Source organism: Marinobacter sp. Arc7-DN-1, assembly GCF_003441595.1.
Classification (GTDB): domain Bacteria; phylum Pseudomonadota; class Gammaproteobacteria; order Pseudomonadales; family Oleiphilaceae; genus Marinobacter; species Marinobacter metalliresistant.
The window spans coordinates 4,122,674-4,140,239 of record NZ_CP031848.1 but is presented as its reverse complement, the minus strand read 5'-3'; the positions used below and the strand labels follow the sequence as shown (position 1 = coordinate 4,140,239).

Below are 17,566 nucleotides of genomic sequence, written 5' to 3'. Positions count from 1 at the left end.
GCAAACCGGGGAAAGTTCGGTGGAGTTGGCCTGAAAGCTGCAGGAACCAGTGGTAAGTACCAGAAATCTCAAGCACTGACTGTTCGGCAACCGCTCTCGGGCAAGCCGAAGGAGGAAAACCATCCATGTCCCTACTGACTTCACTGATCCGGGCAAGCACCCAGTTCCAGCAGGCCATGGAAAAGCGCCAGACACCGGCCACAGGCCCGGAAACCGCAGCGGCCAAGGCCCAAACAAAAACCGTAGAAGCCGAGCCGACCGCCGGTGATGACCGCTTCACACCCTCGGACAACAGTCAGACCGACCTCGGCCGCCTGAAGGCCCGCCGGCTCGCCATGGCCGACTACAAACAAACCGTGGGGCAGGATCTTGCCTTCGTGCGGGAGACACTTCGGCATAAACTTGCCGAATACAACCTGCACCCGGCAACCGCGCTCAACGTAAGCAAATATGAAAACGGCAGCGTTGCCGTGGAAGGAAAAATTGCAGACAAAACCCGGGCACTGATTGAAAAAGACCTGAACGTGAACAAAAACTTCAAGGAAGCGTTCAATCGCCTGAGCGTCAACGAACCGACGCTTGATTTCATGGACAACGCGCTCAAGCTGAACCAGGCCTACGGGGTCAACAACCCGCTACTGGACACACTGATCAGTGAAAACCAGCAGTTCAACGGCCTTCAGGACCTGGTTCACCGGTACGATACCCTGCGGCGCTCGGTGGGCGCCGGGCAGATAGAAGCGGCGGGCAATACTCGGGCGTACGCTTTCAACCTGAACGCCCGGGCATAGGATGGCCGACAGCGCCCCATCCGGGTAATCAAACTTCGAAAGGCGCCGGATCCCCTTTGCCAACCCGGGTCACCACCGGCGCTTCGCCGGTGAAGTCCACCACCGTGGTTGCCTCCATGCCGCAGAACCCGCCGTCAATAATCAGATCCAGCTCATGCTCCAGGGTATCCCGGATGTCGTAGGGATCGGTCATCGGCTCTGTCTCACCGGGCAGGATCAGCGTGCTGCTCATAATCGGCTCACCGAGCTCACCCAGCAACTCCTGAACAATGGCATTGTCCGGCACCCGCACACCGACAGTCCGCCGCTTGGGATGAAGCAACCGGCGCGGCACCTCACTGGTGGCATCCAGAATGAAGGTGTAGGGCCCCGGCGTGAAATTCTTCAGCAACCGGTACTGGGTGTTGTCTACCTTGGCATACACGCCAATATCGGAAAGATCCCGGCACACCAGCGTGAAATTGTGCTTGTCATCCAGCCTGCGAATCCGCTTGATCCGGTCCGCCGCCTGCTTGTCACCGAGGTGGCAACCAATGGCATAGGCGGAATCCGTGGGGTACACAATCACCCCCCCGCGGCGAAGGATATCCACCGCCTGGTTAATCAGACGCTTCTGCGGCGTCTCCGGATGGATCTGGAAAAACTGACTCATTAACCCTCTCCCTGAGCGGATCGTGCCGCCATCGCCGGACCCTTCTTGGACCCGCCCATACAATTCGGAGACTCCGGCGCCACCTGCCCGGACGCCTCCCACTCCTCTGGAGAATACAGATGCAGCGCCAACGCATGCACCTCCCCCTCCAGTTCCTCGGCCAGCACCTTATAAATCGCCTGATGCCGCCGCACCCTCATCTGCCCCTCAAACTCCGGTGACACCAGCGTCACCTTGAAATGAGTTTCAGAATTCGGCGGCACACTGTGCTTGTGGCTCTCGTTCTCCACCTGAAGAAAGCGCGCATCGAACGCCTCGTTCAGTTTGGTTTCAATTGCGTTTTGAATTTTCATGTTTTAGGACTCCTACTGCTCAACCCGAGGTTAAGGGGGCGAATTGCATGTGACCCGACGCGGGTATGGAGATAGCTTTCCCAAAAGTGTGTGTTGCCATGGATGGCAACACCAAGCCCCCATGGAAGGGTTCACGGCGTCTTTTGGGAAAGCTACTTCCACAGCCGCCTCCCCCATGCCCACCAGTCTACTACACATATCAGGCACCGCCCGAACCTTGACAGCTCAAAGCCAAAGCGCCACATTCCCATCCCGTTTCCAAAACACCAGACCCCATGCACCTGTACATCGCCGAAAAACCAAGCCTGGGCCGCGCCATCGCCGCCGCCCTCCCCGGCCCGCACCAGAAAGGCCAGGGCTGGATTCGCTGTGGCCAGGGCGAACAGGCTGCCACTGTCAGCTGGTGCATCGGCCACCTCCTGGAACCGGCGGAACCGGCCCGCTACAACCCGGCCTGGAAAAAATGGCGCCAGGAAGACCTGCCCATGTTTCCCGAAAAATGGCAAGTCATGCCCAAGGACAGCGTGCGGCAACAGCTCAATGTCCTCGAATCCCTGATCCGCCAGGCCGAAACCATCACCCATGCCGGCGACCCGGACCGCGAAGGCCAGCTTCTGGTAGACGAAGTTATCCGCTATTTTGGCGCCCGCGCACCGGTAAAGCGGATCCTGATCAACGATTTGACCCCGGCAGCCGTGGCCAAAGCCCTCCAGAGCCCGAAAGACAACCGCGAATTCCGGCGCCTGTCCCATTCGGCGCTGGCCCGGCAACGGGCCGACTGGCTCTACGGCATCAACCTCACCCGCTTCTACACCCTCAGCTATCAGCAACAGGGCGAACAAGGCGTCTATTCCGTTGGCCGGGTGCAAACCCCGGTGCTTGGCCTGGTGGTGGAACGGGACAACACCATCGAAAACTTCCGGCCCAAGCCCTATTTCCGGATTGAAGCCCGCTTCAAGGCCCAGGAAGAGGAAGCCGACCAGCAAACCTTCACCGCCCGCTGGCTGCCCGACGAACAATTCCGGGACCACCTGGACGAAGAAAACCGCCTGCTGAGCCGGGAAGTGGCCGAGCAGATAGCCGAGAGCGTACAAAGCCGGCCCGGCACCATCACCGAATCCCGCTTCCGCGACCGGCCGGAAGCACCGCCGCTACCACTGTCCCTGTCGGCGCTGCAGATCGAAGCCGGCCGGCTGTTCCGGATGGGTGCCAAAGACGTGCTTGATACCGCCCAGAACCTCTACGAGCGCCACCAACTGATCACCTACCCCCGTTCCGACTGCAGGTACTTGCCTGAGGGCCATTACGACCAGCGGGAACAGGTAGTGCGTGCCATTGGCCGGGTGGCACCGGATCTTCAGGAAGCCTGCAATGGCGCAGACCTGGGCAGGAAGACTGCCGCCTGGAACGATAAACAGGTCGATGCCCACCACGCCATCATTCCAACCAGCCGGCCGTCCCCCAACGGCAAACTCAGTGCGGCGGAACAGAAAATCTACGGCCTGATCAGCCGCTACTACCTGATGCAGTTCGCTGCAGACGCAGTTCACCGGGAAGGCAAGCTGACGGTACGAGTAGCGGAGCATCAGTTCCGCGCCACGGAAACGGCCATTCTGGTGCCCGGCTGGAAAGCCCTGGAGCTAAAACTCCGGGAAGGGCGTGCCGAGCCGGAGAAAACACCGCTGCCCCGGCTGGAGAAGGGCGAACCGGTGTTCTGCGAAGACAGCACCATCGCCGAACGCAAAACCCAACCACCCCAGCCTTTTACCGACGCCACGCTGCTCTCGGCGATGACCAACATCGCCCGTTTTGTAACCGATGCCGAGCTTCGCAAAACCCTGCGCGAGACCGATGGCCTGGGCACCGAAGCTACCCGGGCTACCATCATCGACACCCTGTTCAAACGGGATTATCTGTACCGGGACAGCCGGCACATCCGCGCCACCGACAAAGGCAAAGCCCTGATCCGTGCCTTGCCCGAATCGGTCAGCAAGCCGGATCGCACGGCGGTGTGGGAGGCCACCCTGGAGGGCATCCGCCGTGGCGAGGGCGACCCGAGACAGTTTCTGGAGACCCTGAAACGGGAAATCCGCGGCTTCCTGAACCGGCCCCAGGGGCAGCCAGCCGGCGGCTCCACGCCCCCGGACACAGACGCACCCGAGAACCCGCCCCACTGCCCAAAATGCCGGGCCCCCATGCTCGAACGGGACGGCAAGTTCGGGCGCTTCTATGCCTGCACCCGCTATCCGGACTGCCGCGGCACCCGGCCACTGGAAGAGGCCAGCCCCCAGGACGGCACCAGCCAGAAACCGATCCCCTGCCCCCACTGCTTCTCGCCCCTGGTTCGGCGAAAAGGCAAAAAAGGCTGGTTCTGGGGCTGCAGTAATTTCCCCGGCTGCCGACAAACACTGGATGACGACAACGGAAAGCCCGCCGTCCGTTTACGCAAGTCTACATAACGATACTGAACACAGATGCACATTTTGTGATAATTGATTGATATAGCAGAGCACTCTGCCCAAAGCTCGGCGCCATGCCAGGCAAAAAAAGAAGCAACACTCCGGGAGAGACTTAATGCGTATTGCCTTGCTTGAAGACGAAACCGAACAGGCACAGCACATCCAGTCGATTCTGTCTGAGCGCGGACACCACTGCGACAGCTTCCCTACCGGCCAGAGCTTTCTGAGCGCGGTATTGCACCGCAGTTATGACCTCCTGATTCTGGACTGGCAGATTCCGGACATGACCGGCATTGATGTTCTTGAAAGCATACGGGCCCAACTGAACTGGCCGATTCCCGTGGTTTTCCTCACCCAACGGGACAGTGAAGCGGATATCGTCCGCGCCCTGGATGCGGGTGCCGACGATTACCTCGCCAAGCCTGCCCGGGCGGCGGAACTGGTGGCACGTATCAACGCCCTGGCCAGACGCACAAACCCGGACAGCGAGAAAGAAGCACTTCGCTACGGGCCCTTCGAAATCAACACTCAGCACCGGATCATTTCTCTGCACGGCGAAGGACTCACGCTGACGGACAAGGATTTCGACCTGACCCTGTTCCTGTTCCAGAACCAGGGCCGCCTGCTTACCCGGGAAATGCTTCTGGAGCGCGTCTGGGGCCTGGCCCGCGACATCAACACCCGCACGGTTGACACCCACATGAGCCGCCTTCGCCGTCGTCTGGGTCTGAATCCGGAAAACGGTTTCCGGATCAAAACCATTTACCAGCGCGGCTACCGCCTGGAAGCCATGAAAGCCCGGGAGCAGGATGTTGATCCGACTGAGACAGACACGGTAACCAATGATTGATGCCCCGGCGCCAAAGCTGCCTGCACTGCTGCTGATAATTGTCCTCCTGGCCTGTGCGTTTCCGGCGGGCGCGGAGCTGTCGGTAACCCGTGGGTCCGCCGGGCAGTCTGACGCTTCATCTGCCAGCCTGGTGCCGGAATGGATCTATACCCTGCACCCGGGCGAGAGTTTCCCGGAAGTGGCAAACGACTTGCTCGCACAGAAGTACAGCGCCAACCGCCTGCTTCAGTACAATAAGATCACCAATGGTGCCACCCTCGGAGCCGGCGACGCCATTCGCATTCCCCTGGCCTGGCTGAAGCGCCAGCCCCAACCGGCGAAGGCCGCCACCGTCTCGGGAACCGTTCAACTGATTTCAGGCAACACTGGCCGCAAGATTCGCCTGACCGAAGACACCCTGATTCAAGTAGGCGACGAGATTCTGTCTGCCTCTGGTACCGCGACCATCGAACTGGCCGACGGCTCGGAAGTACGGATCTCTCCTAACTCCCGCCTGATATTCAACCGTCTGACCCAATACGGCAAAGCCGGTATGGTCGACACCCGCCTGCGGCTCAACCACGGTGAAATCCACACCCGGGTGAAACCGATAATGGAAGGCGGAGCACGTTTTGAGATTGAAACTCCGTCCGCCGTGGCCGCCGTGCGCGGCACCGCATTTGCCCTCCAGGCCTCAGCCAAAGGCACCAGCCTGCAGGTAACCAAGGGCGAGGTGGATTTCGGCGCGCCGGGCAAAACCCGCCGCATCCCAGCCGGGTTCGGCGCCAGCCTGTCTACCAATAGCACCAGTGGCCTGAGTATTCGCCGCCTGCCGCCCGCTCCGGAAATTAACCCTCTGCCACCCACGCTGACCCAACTGCCATCAACCATGACCTGGCGGGAAAGCCGGGCCCCCATGCACCGGGTGGACATCTTTGAAGCCGACAGCGGCCGTTGGGTGGAGAGCCGGGAAATCACCGGCAACAGCTTTGATATCGGCCGGCTGGACAACGGCAGCTACGAAATTCACCTGGCCGCCCTGGACAGCCGTGGCACTGCCGGTATGCCCGGTGTGATTCCGGTCGAAGTCGACCTGCAGGCCAGAATAGCAAGTCTGATGTCGCCCTCAGACGGTGATACCGTAAACGATGACATGCCGGAATTCCGCTGGCAGCTCAATGGCGATAACGAAGTGGCCCGGGTGGAAATCGCCGAAGACAAAGACTTCCGGAACCTGGTCGCCACCAGCGAATGGGCACCGGAAACCTCCGCCCTGCCGTCTCGCCCCCTTGGGCCGGGCAAATATTACTGGCGGGTGGTGACCGAGGCCGGCGGCAACTCCGTGGCCACCACCGGGCCCCGGCAACTGGTGGTAAACGGCAGCCTGCCGCCGGTGCGCATCATCAGCGTCAACTACATCGACAGCCAGGTGCGGGTGTTCTGGGAAAAGATCGTCACGGCCACAGATTACCGCTTGCAGCTGTCTGAAGAGCCGGGATTCAACAACATCATCAAGGAAGCCACGCTGTCTGATACCACAGCAGCCTTGCGTCTGATTCCCGGAAGGCGGTATTTTGTGCGCCTGAAAGCTCTTTCTGACGGTCCGCTGCAAAGCCGCTGGGGACCCGGGAGGGAATTGTACCTGGAATAATCCTTTGATCGACGAAACACACAGCAGGGCTCATGAACCGGGATTGGCTGCCAATAAAAACGACCCCCTGGACACTGGGCCTGATACTGCTGGCACTCCTTCTGCTCATCCAGACCACCACCCTGCCCCAGCGCCTCGATTACTGGCTGTACGACAGGGCCATCACCGCCAGCCCGGTGCACGCCTCTGACGACGTTGTTCTGGTTACCATCGACGAACTCAGCCTGAACCGTCTGGGCCGTTGGCCATGGCCCAGGAACCTGCACGCGGAACTGATCGCCAAACTCAACCAGGCAGGTGCCGAGACGATCGTGTTGGACATCCTGTTTGCCGAGCCCTCATCAGATGATGATGAACTGGCCGAACAGATGCGCAACCACGGCAATGTGATTCTGCCCGTTTACCTGTCACCGCCCACCTCCCAGTACTTGTTAAGCGAACAACTGCCCGTCAGCAAACTTGCTTCGGCGGCTGCTGGCCTTGGCCACGCCCATGTAGAGCTGGACAACGACGGCGTCGCCCGCGGCCTTTATCTCTATAACGGCCTCGGCGAGCGCCTCTGGCCCAGCCTTTCCCTGGCCGCCACGGGCGAAGCGCCGCAACGCGCAGAAACCAGGGACACACCCCCTTACGTGAACGTACGGGATCAGTACCGGGCGGTTCCGCTGATCGGCGGTGCTGGCTCCCTGCCGGCGTACTCGTTCGCGCAGGTACTGACGCAACCACCCTCGCCGGAACTGTTCAACGGCAAGACGGTGTTTGTAGGTGCCACAGCTGCCGGCTTCGGAGACATACTGCCAACGCCCTTCTCCGGCCTCAGCCGCCCCATGTCCGGCGTTGAATTCCACGCCAACGTGTTTTCCGCCCAGGCCAGGGGGCTGCTTATTCGCCCGGCACCGGAGTGGGCATCTGCTTTTCTGGCGTTGGCAACCATTCTGGCACTCGCGCTTGCCCTGCCCTCCATGCGGCCGGCACGTACCCTCCTGGCCTGCACAACTGCCGTGATTGCGCTGGCCGGGTTCTACCTGTTCATGCTGTTGGTTCTCCGATGGTGGGTACCACTCGCCAGCGCGATGATCGTTCCTTTCCTGGCCTTCCCGGTATCCAGCGGCCTTCGCCTGGCCATGACCAACCGCTTCCTGAACCGCCAGCTGGATGATCTGGCCAGAAGCCCCCAGGTTGCCCTGCCTGCGCCTTCAGGCCGGCATCCGACACAACTGCTGGAGCATTTCCAGGCCCTGTTCCAGCCCACCGGATGGCTACTCACAGAGGAGAGCGACATTTTGTCCAGGCGGGACCTCTCCCCCGCCGACATTCCACAAGACCTGACCCCTGGCCACTGGCTCCACGACAGCAACCGCAGCTGGATTCAGCTCTTGCGCGGAGGCACCCGCTACCATCTTGGCCTGGTACTGCCCAACGACCTCGGCCGCGAAGTCATCCAGCGCTATCTTCGAAGACTCCACCTTGAGCAGACCGCACCGGCAAACCGCATCGCCCGGCCCAGCGAGAACATCTCCGCACGGATCGAACGGGTTCGCGCTGCCACGGATCGGCTGAATCATATGCAGCAGTTCATCCGCAGGAGCTTCGAGCGAATGCCCGATGGCATCATAGTGACCGACGAGCTGGGTGTTATCCGCTTCGCCAACGGCCATATCGAAGAATGGTTCCAGGAACCCATGCCAAGCCTGGGCGGCCTGCCTCTCGTTAAACTCCTTGAAGGCCACGACCCCCGGGAAACCCCTCCCTGGCATGAAACGGTTTCAGACACCCTCACGCTGCGGCAGAGCCGCACCGTGGACCTGAGAATTCGCGACAAGGACTTTTTGATCCACTTCGCCCCGTTTTCACTGCCCGACAGCGACCAGCAAGGCATCATCGCCAACATTTCCGACATCTCGGAACTGCGAGAGCAGCAGCGCCAGCATCGCGAGGCCATCGACTTTATTTCCCACGATGTCCGTTCGCCGCTGGTCTCCCAGCTGGCGCTGATCGAGCAGCTCAAACGCGACCCCAGCCACATTGAGCAAAGCCAGTTGGAACAATTGGGCAGACTCGCCCGGCGAAGCTATCACCTGGCCGAGGAATTCGTGCAGCTTGCCCGGGCCGAACAGCTCACCGAGACCCGGTTTTACGAATGCGAGTTCCTCGCCATCGTTGAAAACGCCCGGGACAGCGTCAGTGAACAGGCGGTGGAGAAACAGATACAGCTTCAGCTGCAGGGCACGGAAGATCTCTGGCTCCGGGGTAACGCGGAGCTATTGGAGCGAGCGGTGATCAACCTGCTCACCAACGCGGTTCAGTACAGCCCGGAAGGTTCCGCCGTCAGCATTCAGGTATTCCGGGCGGGCCATCAGGCGTGCCTTGCCATCGCTGATGAGGGCTCCGGCATCGATCCGGAAGAACTGCCATACCTGTTTGACCGTTACCGGCGGCAGAAAAGCAGCGAGCTGGCAGGAGTACACGGCACCGGACTCGGGCTTTCCTTCGTGAAAACCGTGGTAGAAAAACACAAAGGGGAAATTTCGGTATCGTCTACGCCGGGCGAAGGCTCTTCCTTCACCCTGAAACTGCCGATCGCCGACCCAATGGCCTGAGGCTAAATACCTTCAGGCAACGGGTTGCGGACTTCAGGAACTGAAGGCCTTACTTACTACTTCGGAGGGCTCGCTGATCAGCCCATTGACGTCCTGAACCTGAATGGTGAAGTACCAGGTGCCGTTCTCCAGCCCGCTTACTTCGTAAGACATCTCCGCCTCGGCAGCCGCATTGGTGACAATTACTTCCTTGCTGAGGTTATCGGTATCCTGACCGTACCGGATAACGTACTTGTCCAGTTCGCCCATCGGGATGCTCTCACCGTTAACCCGGGTAAGCGGCGCACTCCAACTCAGAACCGCAGAGCTCTCCGGTGACGAGGCTGGCGCACTGGAAGCGCTGGAACCACCTCCCCCACACCCTGTAAGCAGCACTCCAAGAACAAACGCGGCAATCCATGCCTTAGACAATTTTATGACGCGTTTCATATTAACTCGGCACCTGTTTTTCGTCGAATTTGTGAAATTCTATAAAACGAGGCGGATTATCGACGTGATATCTGTCATTTTTCCAATTAATAAATTGTCAATTTTTCGTCAGGTAGCAGTAATAAAGTAAGGAAAGGTACTGATATGGCAGGCAATTTTTTGCCTGGGCAAGCCGATGATGGTGAGCGGTGTTGTAGGAAAGTCTAAGGCGCCCGGGAAAACGACAGATGTTGTTGGAGCATAGCCTCAAATACGCCATCAACGGCGCGCCCCCCCAACAGCGCTTGTAAGTGGACGAATTATTGTCCCTGGCAGCTTTCTAGCCCAGGTTACCAGTAGCCTGCTCTTTCATTGCCTGAATATCCCTGGGCGCAACACCCAGGTCACTCCACTTTTCCGGATGGCAGGTAAACAGCAGTATCTGGTGCCGGTTGGCGGCGTCGAACAGAATGCGTTTCATGTCTTCCAGGCGATCCGTGTCGCTGTGCACCAGAGTGTCGTCCAGTATCACCAGAGTGGGCCTTCCGGCTTCCCGCAGCAGGTCTGCGTAGGCGAGGCGGCTGATCAGCCCCATTTGTTCGCGGGCGCCATAGCTTAACTCGGCAATCTGCCCCAGTTCGGTGCCCCGAGTGAACGTGCCCGGCCTTAAGTGTTCATCAACTTCCAGGGTGGCTTGCGGGAACAGTAGTGAAAGGTAGTGGTTCAGGTGTTTTTGCAAGGGTGCCTGCAGGCGCCGGGTCAGTGCCTGCCGTTTTTCTGTCAGCAATGAGAGCAGAAGGTTCAGCGCCTGGGCGCGACGATGCAGCTCCTGGTAGCGTCGATTGCACTGTTCAAGCCCGGCCACTTTGTCGCTGAACTGCTCTTCCAGGCCTTCGGCACCCCAGGCTTCCAGCCTCACCTGTATATCTCTCAATTCCCGCTGCCGCTCTTCCTGGGTCTGGCGCAGGTTGGTGATGCTGCGCTGATAGCGTTCGATGTCCTGCTTCAGGATCGCCGGGCGGGCTTCCTGTATTTCCTGCTCACGGGCCTGCAGGGTGGCCTCCAGACGAACCCGCTTTTCTTCAATTTCCGCCAGCTCTGTTGAGAGCCTCTGGAGCTGTTTCCGGTGCTCCGGGTTTTGCACTTCGTCCTGCAGCTGTTGCCACTCGGATTTAGCATTGTCGCGGGTCTGGCGGCGGGTCAAAAGCTCCGTTTGGTGCTTCCGTTCCTCGGCCTCCGCTTCGGCCAGCCGGGTTTCCGCCTGGGCACGCCCTGCTTCCGCTGAGGCAAGGTTGGTTACCTGTGGCTGCTGACCCAGCTCTGGGGCCGGGCTGTTTTGCAGTTCGGTTTTTGCATTTTGCAGCTGGGATTCGGTTTCTTTCTGGTCCGCCAGTAGCTGATCGATACCCATAGGTGCAACAGACTTGAGCAACTCGCGGGTATGCCGCAGCGTCCTTTCGGCGGCCTCATAGGTTGCCACGCGATACTCAGCCTGCTGAACGGAGCTCACCCCGAGCGTTTTCATCTGTTCGGTCAGGCTTTGCTCCAGCGCCGAAAGTTTACGGCGGGTACTGGCGAGATCCGCTCCACCAGGGGTGATTCCCAACGTGCCTACACCCGGAATCACCAGGCTGGATTCCTCCAGCAATTGTCTCTCGCCCTGCCCCTCCAGCGGTTCCTCATTCAGAGCCAACCTGGCGCCTGGCTCCAGCCGCCAGGTTAATCGGGTTGCGATGGTCTGCGAGCGAATGTTCTCGTCTTTCAGTTCATGCCCGGTGTCCTTCAGGATTTTCACCGCCTGGGCATCAATCTGATTCTGCCGCGCCTGGTCTCTCGCTTGTTCGAGCTCATGTTGGTACTGCCGGGCGTTCGCAAGGTTCCGGGCCAGTGTCTGGGATTGCTGTTCGAGCCGGCGGATGTCCTGCTCCAGCCGGGAACGGATTTCCTGCAGGCGGGCCTGGTCGACCTGCTTTGTGGCGACTTCATAGGCAGACTTTGCCTCCCGGACCTTACTCGCAATGGACGGGCTGCGGGCCTCAGCCCGCTCCAGCTCCCACTGGGCTTTATCAAGTTCCACCTTGCGGACATCCAGTTTCTTGCTCAGGCTTTGCAGCTGTTCCTGGTTCTGCCGTAACAGTTGCTGGTTGTTCCGCAGGTGGGTCAGGGTTTCCTTTTCCCGGACCTGTTGTTGCTCGAGCCTCTCGACTTGCCGGTACCGCTCCTTCGCCTGTTCAAGCTGGCGCTCGGCCTCTTCCCAGGGGCGCTCATGCCGGGTGCGTTCGTAGTCCTGGGTCAGTTTGCCAAGCCGGTCTACCTGCTCCTGGTAATTCTGGATGCGCGCCTGCAGTTCGTCGATTTCCTGCCGGTGTTTTTCCCGCTCTTTCTCCAGTTTCTGGTAATCGCCACGGGGTTTGCCGGTCGGTGTGAACAGTTCACTCCAGCGGGCTTTGACCTGTTCGATCAGTTCGTCACCACCAGTGCTGGCCACTTCACCGACCAGGGAATTGAGCGCTGACTTGAGGTGATCGCCCGCATGCTCCACCGCCTGTTCGATGTTCTGCCCGGTACCCTGCTCAACCCACAGCAGCCCGGGCACGCCCCAGTGCTCGGGCTTGCTGACGCCCTTGGCGGAGAACTGGAAGCCAAGGAGTTCTGCGAGTTTTTCTTCGGCCTCGTCTTCGCTGTAGCTGTCCAAATCGATCTTGAGGTCGCAGCGTTTGCGCTGGAGAAAGCTTTTTACCAGATGCCAGGACTTCTGCTGGGCCTCAAACTCCAATGTAATGGTAGGGGCTGCCGCAGAATCGCCCCAGGGGCGAAGATCCTCCACAGAGCTGGTCCGGTAACGCTCAAAGAAGGCGGCACGAATGGCCCGCACCAGGGTGCTCTTGCCGGACTCATTAGGGCCGTGAATCAGATTCAGCCCCGGCTGCAGGTCGTCCATCACAAACGGCTGCCGGAACTGGCGAAGCTGCTCCACCTTCAGACGACGAAGTTTCATTCGCTGGCCTCCAGTTTCCGGTCTTTCAGCAGCCCGGCGAGAATGGCAAGGGCATCCCGTGCAACTTCAGCGTCGCCGTCCTTTTGTTGGGTTCTGAGATGTTCGATGACTTCCCCTACGTATCCATCCGCCTTCAGGGCAGCGATGTCCTCGTCGGTGGGCTCCAGCTGCAACCCGCTTCGATCACACTGGATGCTCCGGAACCTGGCCTCGGCCACGGACAACGCATTAATCAGTTTCTCCTCACCGGCCAGAGTGACCGATCCTTCCAGGCGAAGATCAACCACGGATGACTCGGGTAGCGCCTGGAGTCTTTCCAGCATTTGGTCCAGATCGGATTCAACAGCCAGGGTTTCACGCCACTGGTGCCACTGGTAGCGGGCGGTTTCCAGAGGCGTTACCTTCGGCAACTCTCCTGGCCCGGGCACATCGACGATCAGGGCGTAGCCGGCACCGTTGTTCCGAAACCGTTCCGGCTCCGGTGTGCCGCTGTACCAGGTGCGCTCATCAATCTGTTTGGTACCGTGCCAGTCACCAAGAGCGAGATAATCCAGACGGGCTGCTTCGGCACGGTTTGGCAATATGGGATTGGCGGAGTCAATGTCGTCGGGCAACACACCTTGCACGCTGCCGTGGGCAAGGCCAACCCGGATCAGGCGTTCCGGGGTTTCCCACGTATTGAAGATTTCAGTGAGATCGCTGTAGGTGTTGCGTTGCGTCAGAGGGGCGCAGAGGATCGCCAGGCCTTGAGGTTCGAGACGGATAATGCCCGGTTCCAAAGCCAGATGGACATTTTCTGGCACCGCGCCGAGGCGCTTCGCTCTTGTCCAGACGCTTTCCACCAAGGCCGCATCGTGGTTCCCGGGCAGCATTACCCAAGGGCCCGTAAATGCTTTGATAGCGTTGAATACGCGGCGAATGGTTCGGTCTGCGACGATCTGGGCGTCAAAGACATCTCCTGCCACCAGGACCGCATCGCACTGGTGCTCGTTAGCCAGGCGAGCGATTCTTTCAATGGCCTCAAAGCGGGCTTCAACCAGCGCCGCGCCGTCTTCTGTTTCGAAGCGACTGAATGCCCGCCCCATTTGCCAGTCTGCTGTGTGTAAAAACGTGGGCATCTTGCCTCCCCCAGATCAGTACGAAACGGTGTGCAGCCTTAGCCGCCGGGGACTTTTTAGCAGATATCGCACCAACAGTCAGCGACAAATCATGTCGTAACGGCCGTGCATCACGGCCCAGCAAGTAGTTGTTGAAAGCAGTGCTTTCAAGCTTGCAGAGGGAGGCGGGCGCAACAACAAACCTGAGCGATGGTCCGCTCAGGCTTTGCGAATGAATTCCTGCAGGCGAGGCGCGATTTCCTCTCGCCAGCGGCGGCCGTTAAACGTGCCGTAATGGCCGACTCCCGGCTGCAAGTGGTGCACCCGGCGGTTGTCGGGAATGTTGGTGCAGAGCGTGTGGGCGGCACGGGTCTGGCCGGGGCTGGAAATATCGTCTTTTTCCCCCTCTATGGTCATCAGCGCCGTTTTTCGGATGGCCCCGGGGTCTACCAGCCTGCCGCGGTGCCTGAAGCAGCCACGAGCCAGGTGAAACTCCTGGAAGACACGTTCGATGGTGTCGAGATAGTAGGCATCGGGCAGATCCATCACCGCCAGATATTCGTCGTAAAACTCTCTGTGGCGGGCGACCTCTTGCGCGTCATCATCGCGAATAGACCGGAACAGCCCCCGATAGGCACCCAGGTGACGGTCGAAGTTCATATTGATGAACCCCGTCAGCTGTAAAAAACCGGGGTAAACCTTGCGCATGGTACCCGGATAAGGCGCCGGCACGGTATGGATCAGGTTGCGTCTGAACCAGGAAAGTTTGTGTTTGCTGGCCAGCTCGCAGGGTTCTGTCGGATCAACGCGTCCGTCCACCGGGCCACTCATCAGGGCCAGAGAACGGGGCGCCGACGGGTGATCATCCTGGGCCATCAGTGCGGTAGCCGCCAGCACCGGCACGACCGGCTGGCAGACCGCGAGAACGTGGGTATCTGGGCCTATATGGTCAATAAAATCAATAACATAATCAATGTAGTCGTCGAGCCCGAAATTGCCTTCCGAAATTGGCACCAGGCTGGCGTCACGCCAGTCTGTGATGTAAACATCATGCCCCGGCAACATGGCTTCCACAGTACCTCTTAGAAGCGAAGCAAAATGGCCGGACAGTGGCGCCACGATTAGCAGCTTTGGGTCATCGGGACGATCAATGTTGCGCTGGAAGTGCTTCAGTTGGCAGAAGGGCTTGCGTTTGACGATGGTCTCTCTGACCAGAACCGTCTCGCCGTCGCAAACCGTTGCCTCCAGATTGAAGGCGGGCTTCGGATAACGCCTGGTGAGATCCTCAAACACGTTGAGCGCCGAGGCAATACTGCGGGTTCCGGGAATTCTGGACCAGGGACTCAGCCGGTGTCGAAGCATTTTGCTCTGGGGGCCGGCCAGCATGCGGGCCGGAGTCAACGCCAGACGGCTCATTTCGTGCGTGTAGTACATCATCATGCGCATTATCCTGTATGAGTTCAGTTGTTCTTCTGGACAATGCGTTCAGCATACGCCTGTTTGTCGATCAGTGCGAAGACGCAAAAAAAAACAGATCAGTCGTTGACTGATCTGTTTTTTAAATGGTAGCGGGGGCTGGATTCGAACCAACGACCTTCGGGTTATGAGCCCGACGAGCTACCAGACTGCTCCACCCCGCATCAAACTTTTCATCAATTTTTTTCTTCAGAGTCCGCCTCTTGGTCGGGCTCATAAGCCGAAGGTCGATGACTCCCTTCGGCTTTCTCGGGATTGGGAGCCCGACGAGCTACCAGACTGCTCCACCCCGCATCAAAACTGGTTGTTTACCGGGTTACCCCCGATCAACGTGCGCGTATATTAAGGATTCGATCTGGCGCTGTCAATCGATATCTTCAAAAAGGTCTGTGCGGTATTGGAGCTCTTCCGATTCCGTCGGCAGGCTTTGCTGGTAGAGGCCCACTTCGTCAATAACTTCCTGAACCGGTCGGAAGGAGCGGCGGTGTTCGGGGGTTGCGCCGAGGCGGCGCAGTGCTTTCAGATGGACCGGGGTTGGGTAGCCTTTGTGCTGTGCCAGGCCGAAGCCGGGGAATCGGGTTTCCAGCGCTTCCATCTCGCGGTCACGGGTTACCTTGGCGATGATGGAGGCAGCGCTGATTGCCTCTACGCGGCTATCGCCCTTGATCACGGGCTCCGAGGGCCAGTGCCACTGGGGGCAGCGATTGCCGTCTACCAGCACGTACTCCGGAGCAATAACGAGGCCGGAAACGGCCCGCTTCATCGCCAGCATGGTGGCCTGGTAGATGTTCAGCTTATCAATCTCACGGGCCTCACATCGGCCGATGCCCCAGGCTTGAGCATGCTCGATGATTTCCTCGTAGAGGGCATTTCGGCGCTTTTCAGTGAGTTTCTTGGAGTCGGCCAGGCCAGCGATGGGCCGTTCCGGGTCCAGAATTACGGCAGCAGTGACGACTGCGCCGATCAGCGGGCCTCGACCTACTTCGTCTACACCAGCCAGGAGCGAACCGGTGTAGCGGCATTCAAATGGCGGCAAGGGTGCCTTGGGCATCAGTTTGCCCCCCCTTCCACCAGTTCCGAGATAGCCCGGGCCGCTTTCTCGTCTGCGCCCTGCTTCAGGGTGTGGTGCAGTTCGGTAAATGCTTCCTTGAGCCGGACCCGTTCTTCGCTGTGCTCCAGGCTCTGGAGTACAGCGGTACCAAGGCTTTCGGCAGTGGCGTCGTCCTGGAGCAGCTCAGGCACCAGTTGGCGCCTGGCCAGCAGGTTGGGTAACGCCACGTAGGGCACCTTGACCAGCCTGGAGAGCAAAGCGTAGCTGAACCCGCTCAGGCGGTAACCCACTACCATGGGCTTTTTCAGCAGCATCGCTTCCAGGGTGGCAGTACCGGAAGCGAGCAGAACCACATCGGAAGCGGCCATCACATCCCGGGAGCGACCCCGGACAATGGTGACCGGCAGCTTCACATCCAGCGCATCCACCAGGTCCCGGACCTGCTTCTCGCGATCCCGGTTCACACAGGGAATCACCAGTTGAAGATCCGGACGCTTTTCCTGAATCCAGCGGGAGGCTTCCAGAAACAGGGTGCCAAGGCGCTCCACCTCCCCTGCCCGACTGCCGGGTAGAACCGCCAGAACCGGCGCGTTGGCATCAAGACCAAGGGACGCCCTCATCTTCAGGGTATCCGGCTCCATGGGGATGCGATCGGCCAGGGGGTGGCCCACGAAAGCTACCGGAACCTGGTGATCTTCGTAGAACCGGGCTTCGAAGGGAAACAGGGTGAGCATGAGATTAACGGATTTGGCGATCTTCAAGATCCGCTTCTGGCGCCAGGCCCACACCGAGGGGCTCACATAATGCACGGAGAGTATGCCCGCTTCCCGGCAGCGCCGTTCGATGGCCAGGGTGAAATCCGGGGAATCAATGCCGATGACCACATCCGGTGGTGTGGTAAAAAAATAATCGAGTAACCGAACGCGGATGCTGAACAGCTCGCGGATTCTGCCCAGCACTTCCACCAGGCCCATCACCGACAGGCGCTCCATTGGCACCAGGGAATGGAAGCCTTCGGCGACCATTTCCTCACCGCCGATCCCCACAAAACGGGCATTGGGGTAACGATATCGGAGGGAACGGATCAGGCCGGCACCGAGAATGTCTCCCGACGCCTCGCCGGCAATGATTCCGAAGGTGATATTACGCTCGCTGATGATCGCGCTTGAAGGATGGTCCGTCACCGACTGGCTCCCGCCGG

At 59.6% G+C, this 17,566-nt stretch carries 13 protein-coding genes and 1 tRNA gene; 5 read left to right on the top strand and 9 right to left on the bottom strand.

Annotation, left to right across the window (positions count from 1 at the left end; genetic code table 11):
* The first annotated feature begins 125 nt into the window (after positions 1 to 125).
* A complete protein-coding gene (locus D0851_RS19375; RefSeq protein ID WP_117620089.1) occupies positions 126 to 791 on the top strand; it encodes a hypothetical protein in 666 nt (221 codons plus the stop codon).
* Between the two features lie 28 nt (positions 792 to 819).
* Here D0851_RS19375 and D0851_RS19370 read toward each other — a convergent pair whose 3' ends face one another.
* Together D0851_RS19370 and D0851_RS19365 are read right to left on the bottom strand one after the other, a co-directional pair.
* Complete coding sequence (locus tag D0851_RS19370) at positions 820 to 1,443, bottom strand: L-threonylcarbamoyladenylate synthase (RefSeq protein WP_117620088.1); 624 nt, start codon at positions 1,441 to 1,443, stop codon at positions 820 to 822.
* Positions 1,443 to 1,796: a BolA family protein gene (locus D0851_RS19365; RefSeq protein ID WP_117620087.1), complete on the bottom strand. Its 354-nt coding sequence runs from the start codon at positions 1,794 to 1,796 to the stop codon at positions 1,443 to 1,445. The genes D0851_RS19370 and D0851_RS19365 overlap by 1 nt, the downstream gene beginning before the upstream one ends.
* A 275-nt stretch (positions 1,797 to 2,071) precedes the next feature.
* On the opposite strand from D0851_RS19365, the gene D0851_RS19360 reads away from it, so the two are divergent.
* The 4 genes from D0851_RS19360 to D0851_RS19345 all read left to right on the top strand — a co-directional run bounded on the left by D0851_RS19360 (position 2,072) and on the right by D0851_RS19345 (position 9,335).
* Positions 2,072 to 4,255, top strand: a complete 2,184-nt coding sequence (locus tag D0851_RS19360) for a DNA topoisomerase 3 (RefSeq protein ID WP_117620086.1) — start codon at positions 2,072 to 2,074, stop codon at positions 4,253 to 4,255.
* 115 nt (positions 4,256 to 4,370) lie between these two features.
* Positions 4,371 to 5,105, top strand: coding sequence for a response regulator transcription factor (locus tag D0851_RS19355; protein ID WP_117620085.1), 735 nt, complete (start codon positions 4,371 to 4,373; stop codon positions 5,103 to 5,105).
* Positions 5,098 to 6,735 carry a FecR domain-containing protein gene (locus D0851_RS19350; protein ID WP_117620084.1) on the top strand — a complete coding sequence of 546 codons (1,638 nt, stop codon included), beginning with the start codon at positions 5,098 to 5,100 and terminating at the stop codon, positions 6,733 to 6,735. Before D0851_RS19355 ends, D0851_RS19350 begins: the two co-directional genes overlap by 8 nt.
* A 32-nt stretch (positions 6,736 to 6,767) precedes the next feature.
* Positions 6,768 to 9,335 carry a CHASE2 domain-containing protein gene (locus D0851_RS19345; RefSeq protein ID WP_117620083.1) on the top strand — a complete coding sequence of 856 codons (2,568 nt, stop codon included), beginning with the start codon at positions 6,768 to 6,770 and terminating at the stop codon, positions 9,333 to 9,335.
* A 33-nt stretch (positions 9,336 to 9,368) separates the two neighbouring features.
* Here D0851_RS19345 and D0851_RS19340 read toward each other — a convergent pair whose 3' ends face one another.
* From D0851_RS19340 to lpxB, 7 genes are all read right to left on the bottom strand, one after another.
* The gene (locus D0851_RS19340; protein ID WP_117620082.1) at positions 9,369 to 9,764 is read right to left on the bottom strand and encodes a fibronectin type III domain-containing protein; all 396 of its coding nucleotides are present in this window, start codon (positions 9,762 to 9,764) and stop codon (positions 9,369 to 9,371) included.
* 319 nt (positions 9,765 to 10,083) lie between these two features.
* Positions 10,084 to 12,741, bottom strand: coding sequence for an AAA family ATPase (locus D0851_RS19335; protein ID WP_117620081.1), 2,658 nt, complete (start codon positions 12,739 to 12,741; stop codon positions 10,084 to 10,086).
* The gene (locus D0851_RS19330; protein ID WP_117620080.1) at positions 12,738 to 13,859 is read right to left on the bottom strand and encodes a metallophosphoesterase family protein; all 1,122 of its coding nucleotides are present in this window, start codon (positions 13,857 to 13,859) and stop codon (positions 12,738 to 12,740) included. Before D0851_RS19330 ends, D0851_RS19335 begins: the two co-directional genes overlap by 4 nt.
* 198 nt (positions 13,860 to 14,057) lie before the next feature.
* Entirely contained in the window at positions 14,058 to 15,278 is a 1,221-nt protein-coding gene (locus tag D0851_RS19325; RefSeq protein WP_227539366.1) for a polyhydroxyalkanoate depolymerase, read from the bottom strand.
* A 123-nt stretch (positions 15,279 to 15,401) separates the two neighbouring features.
* Positions 15,402 to 15,478 (bottom strand) — tRNA-Met (locus D0851_RS19320).
* A gap of 200 nt (positions 15,479 to 15,678) precedes the next feature.
* Positions 15,679 to 16,365 (bottom strand): ribonuclease HII, encoded by a 687-nt coding sequence (rnhB, locus tag D0851_RS19315; RefSeq protein ID WP_117620079.1) that lies wholly within the window; start codon positions 16,363 to 16,365, stop codon positions 15,679 to 15,681.
* Positions 16,365 to 17,549, bottom strand: a complete 1,185-nt coding sequence (lpxB, locus tag D0851_RS19310; protein ID WP_117620078.1) for a lipid-A-disaccharide synthase — start codon at positions 17,547 to 17,549, stop codon at positions 16,365 to 16,367. Before lpxB ends, rnhB begins: the two co-directional genes overlap by 1 nt.
* Positions 17,550 to 17,566 lie beyond the last annotated feature (17 nt).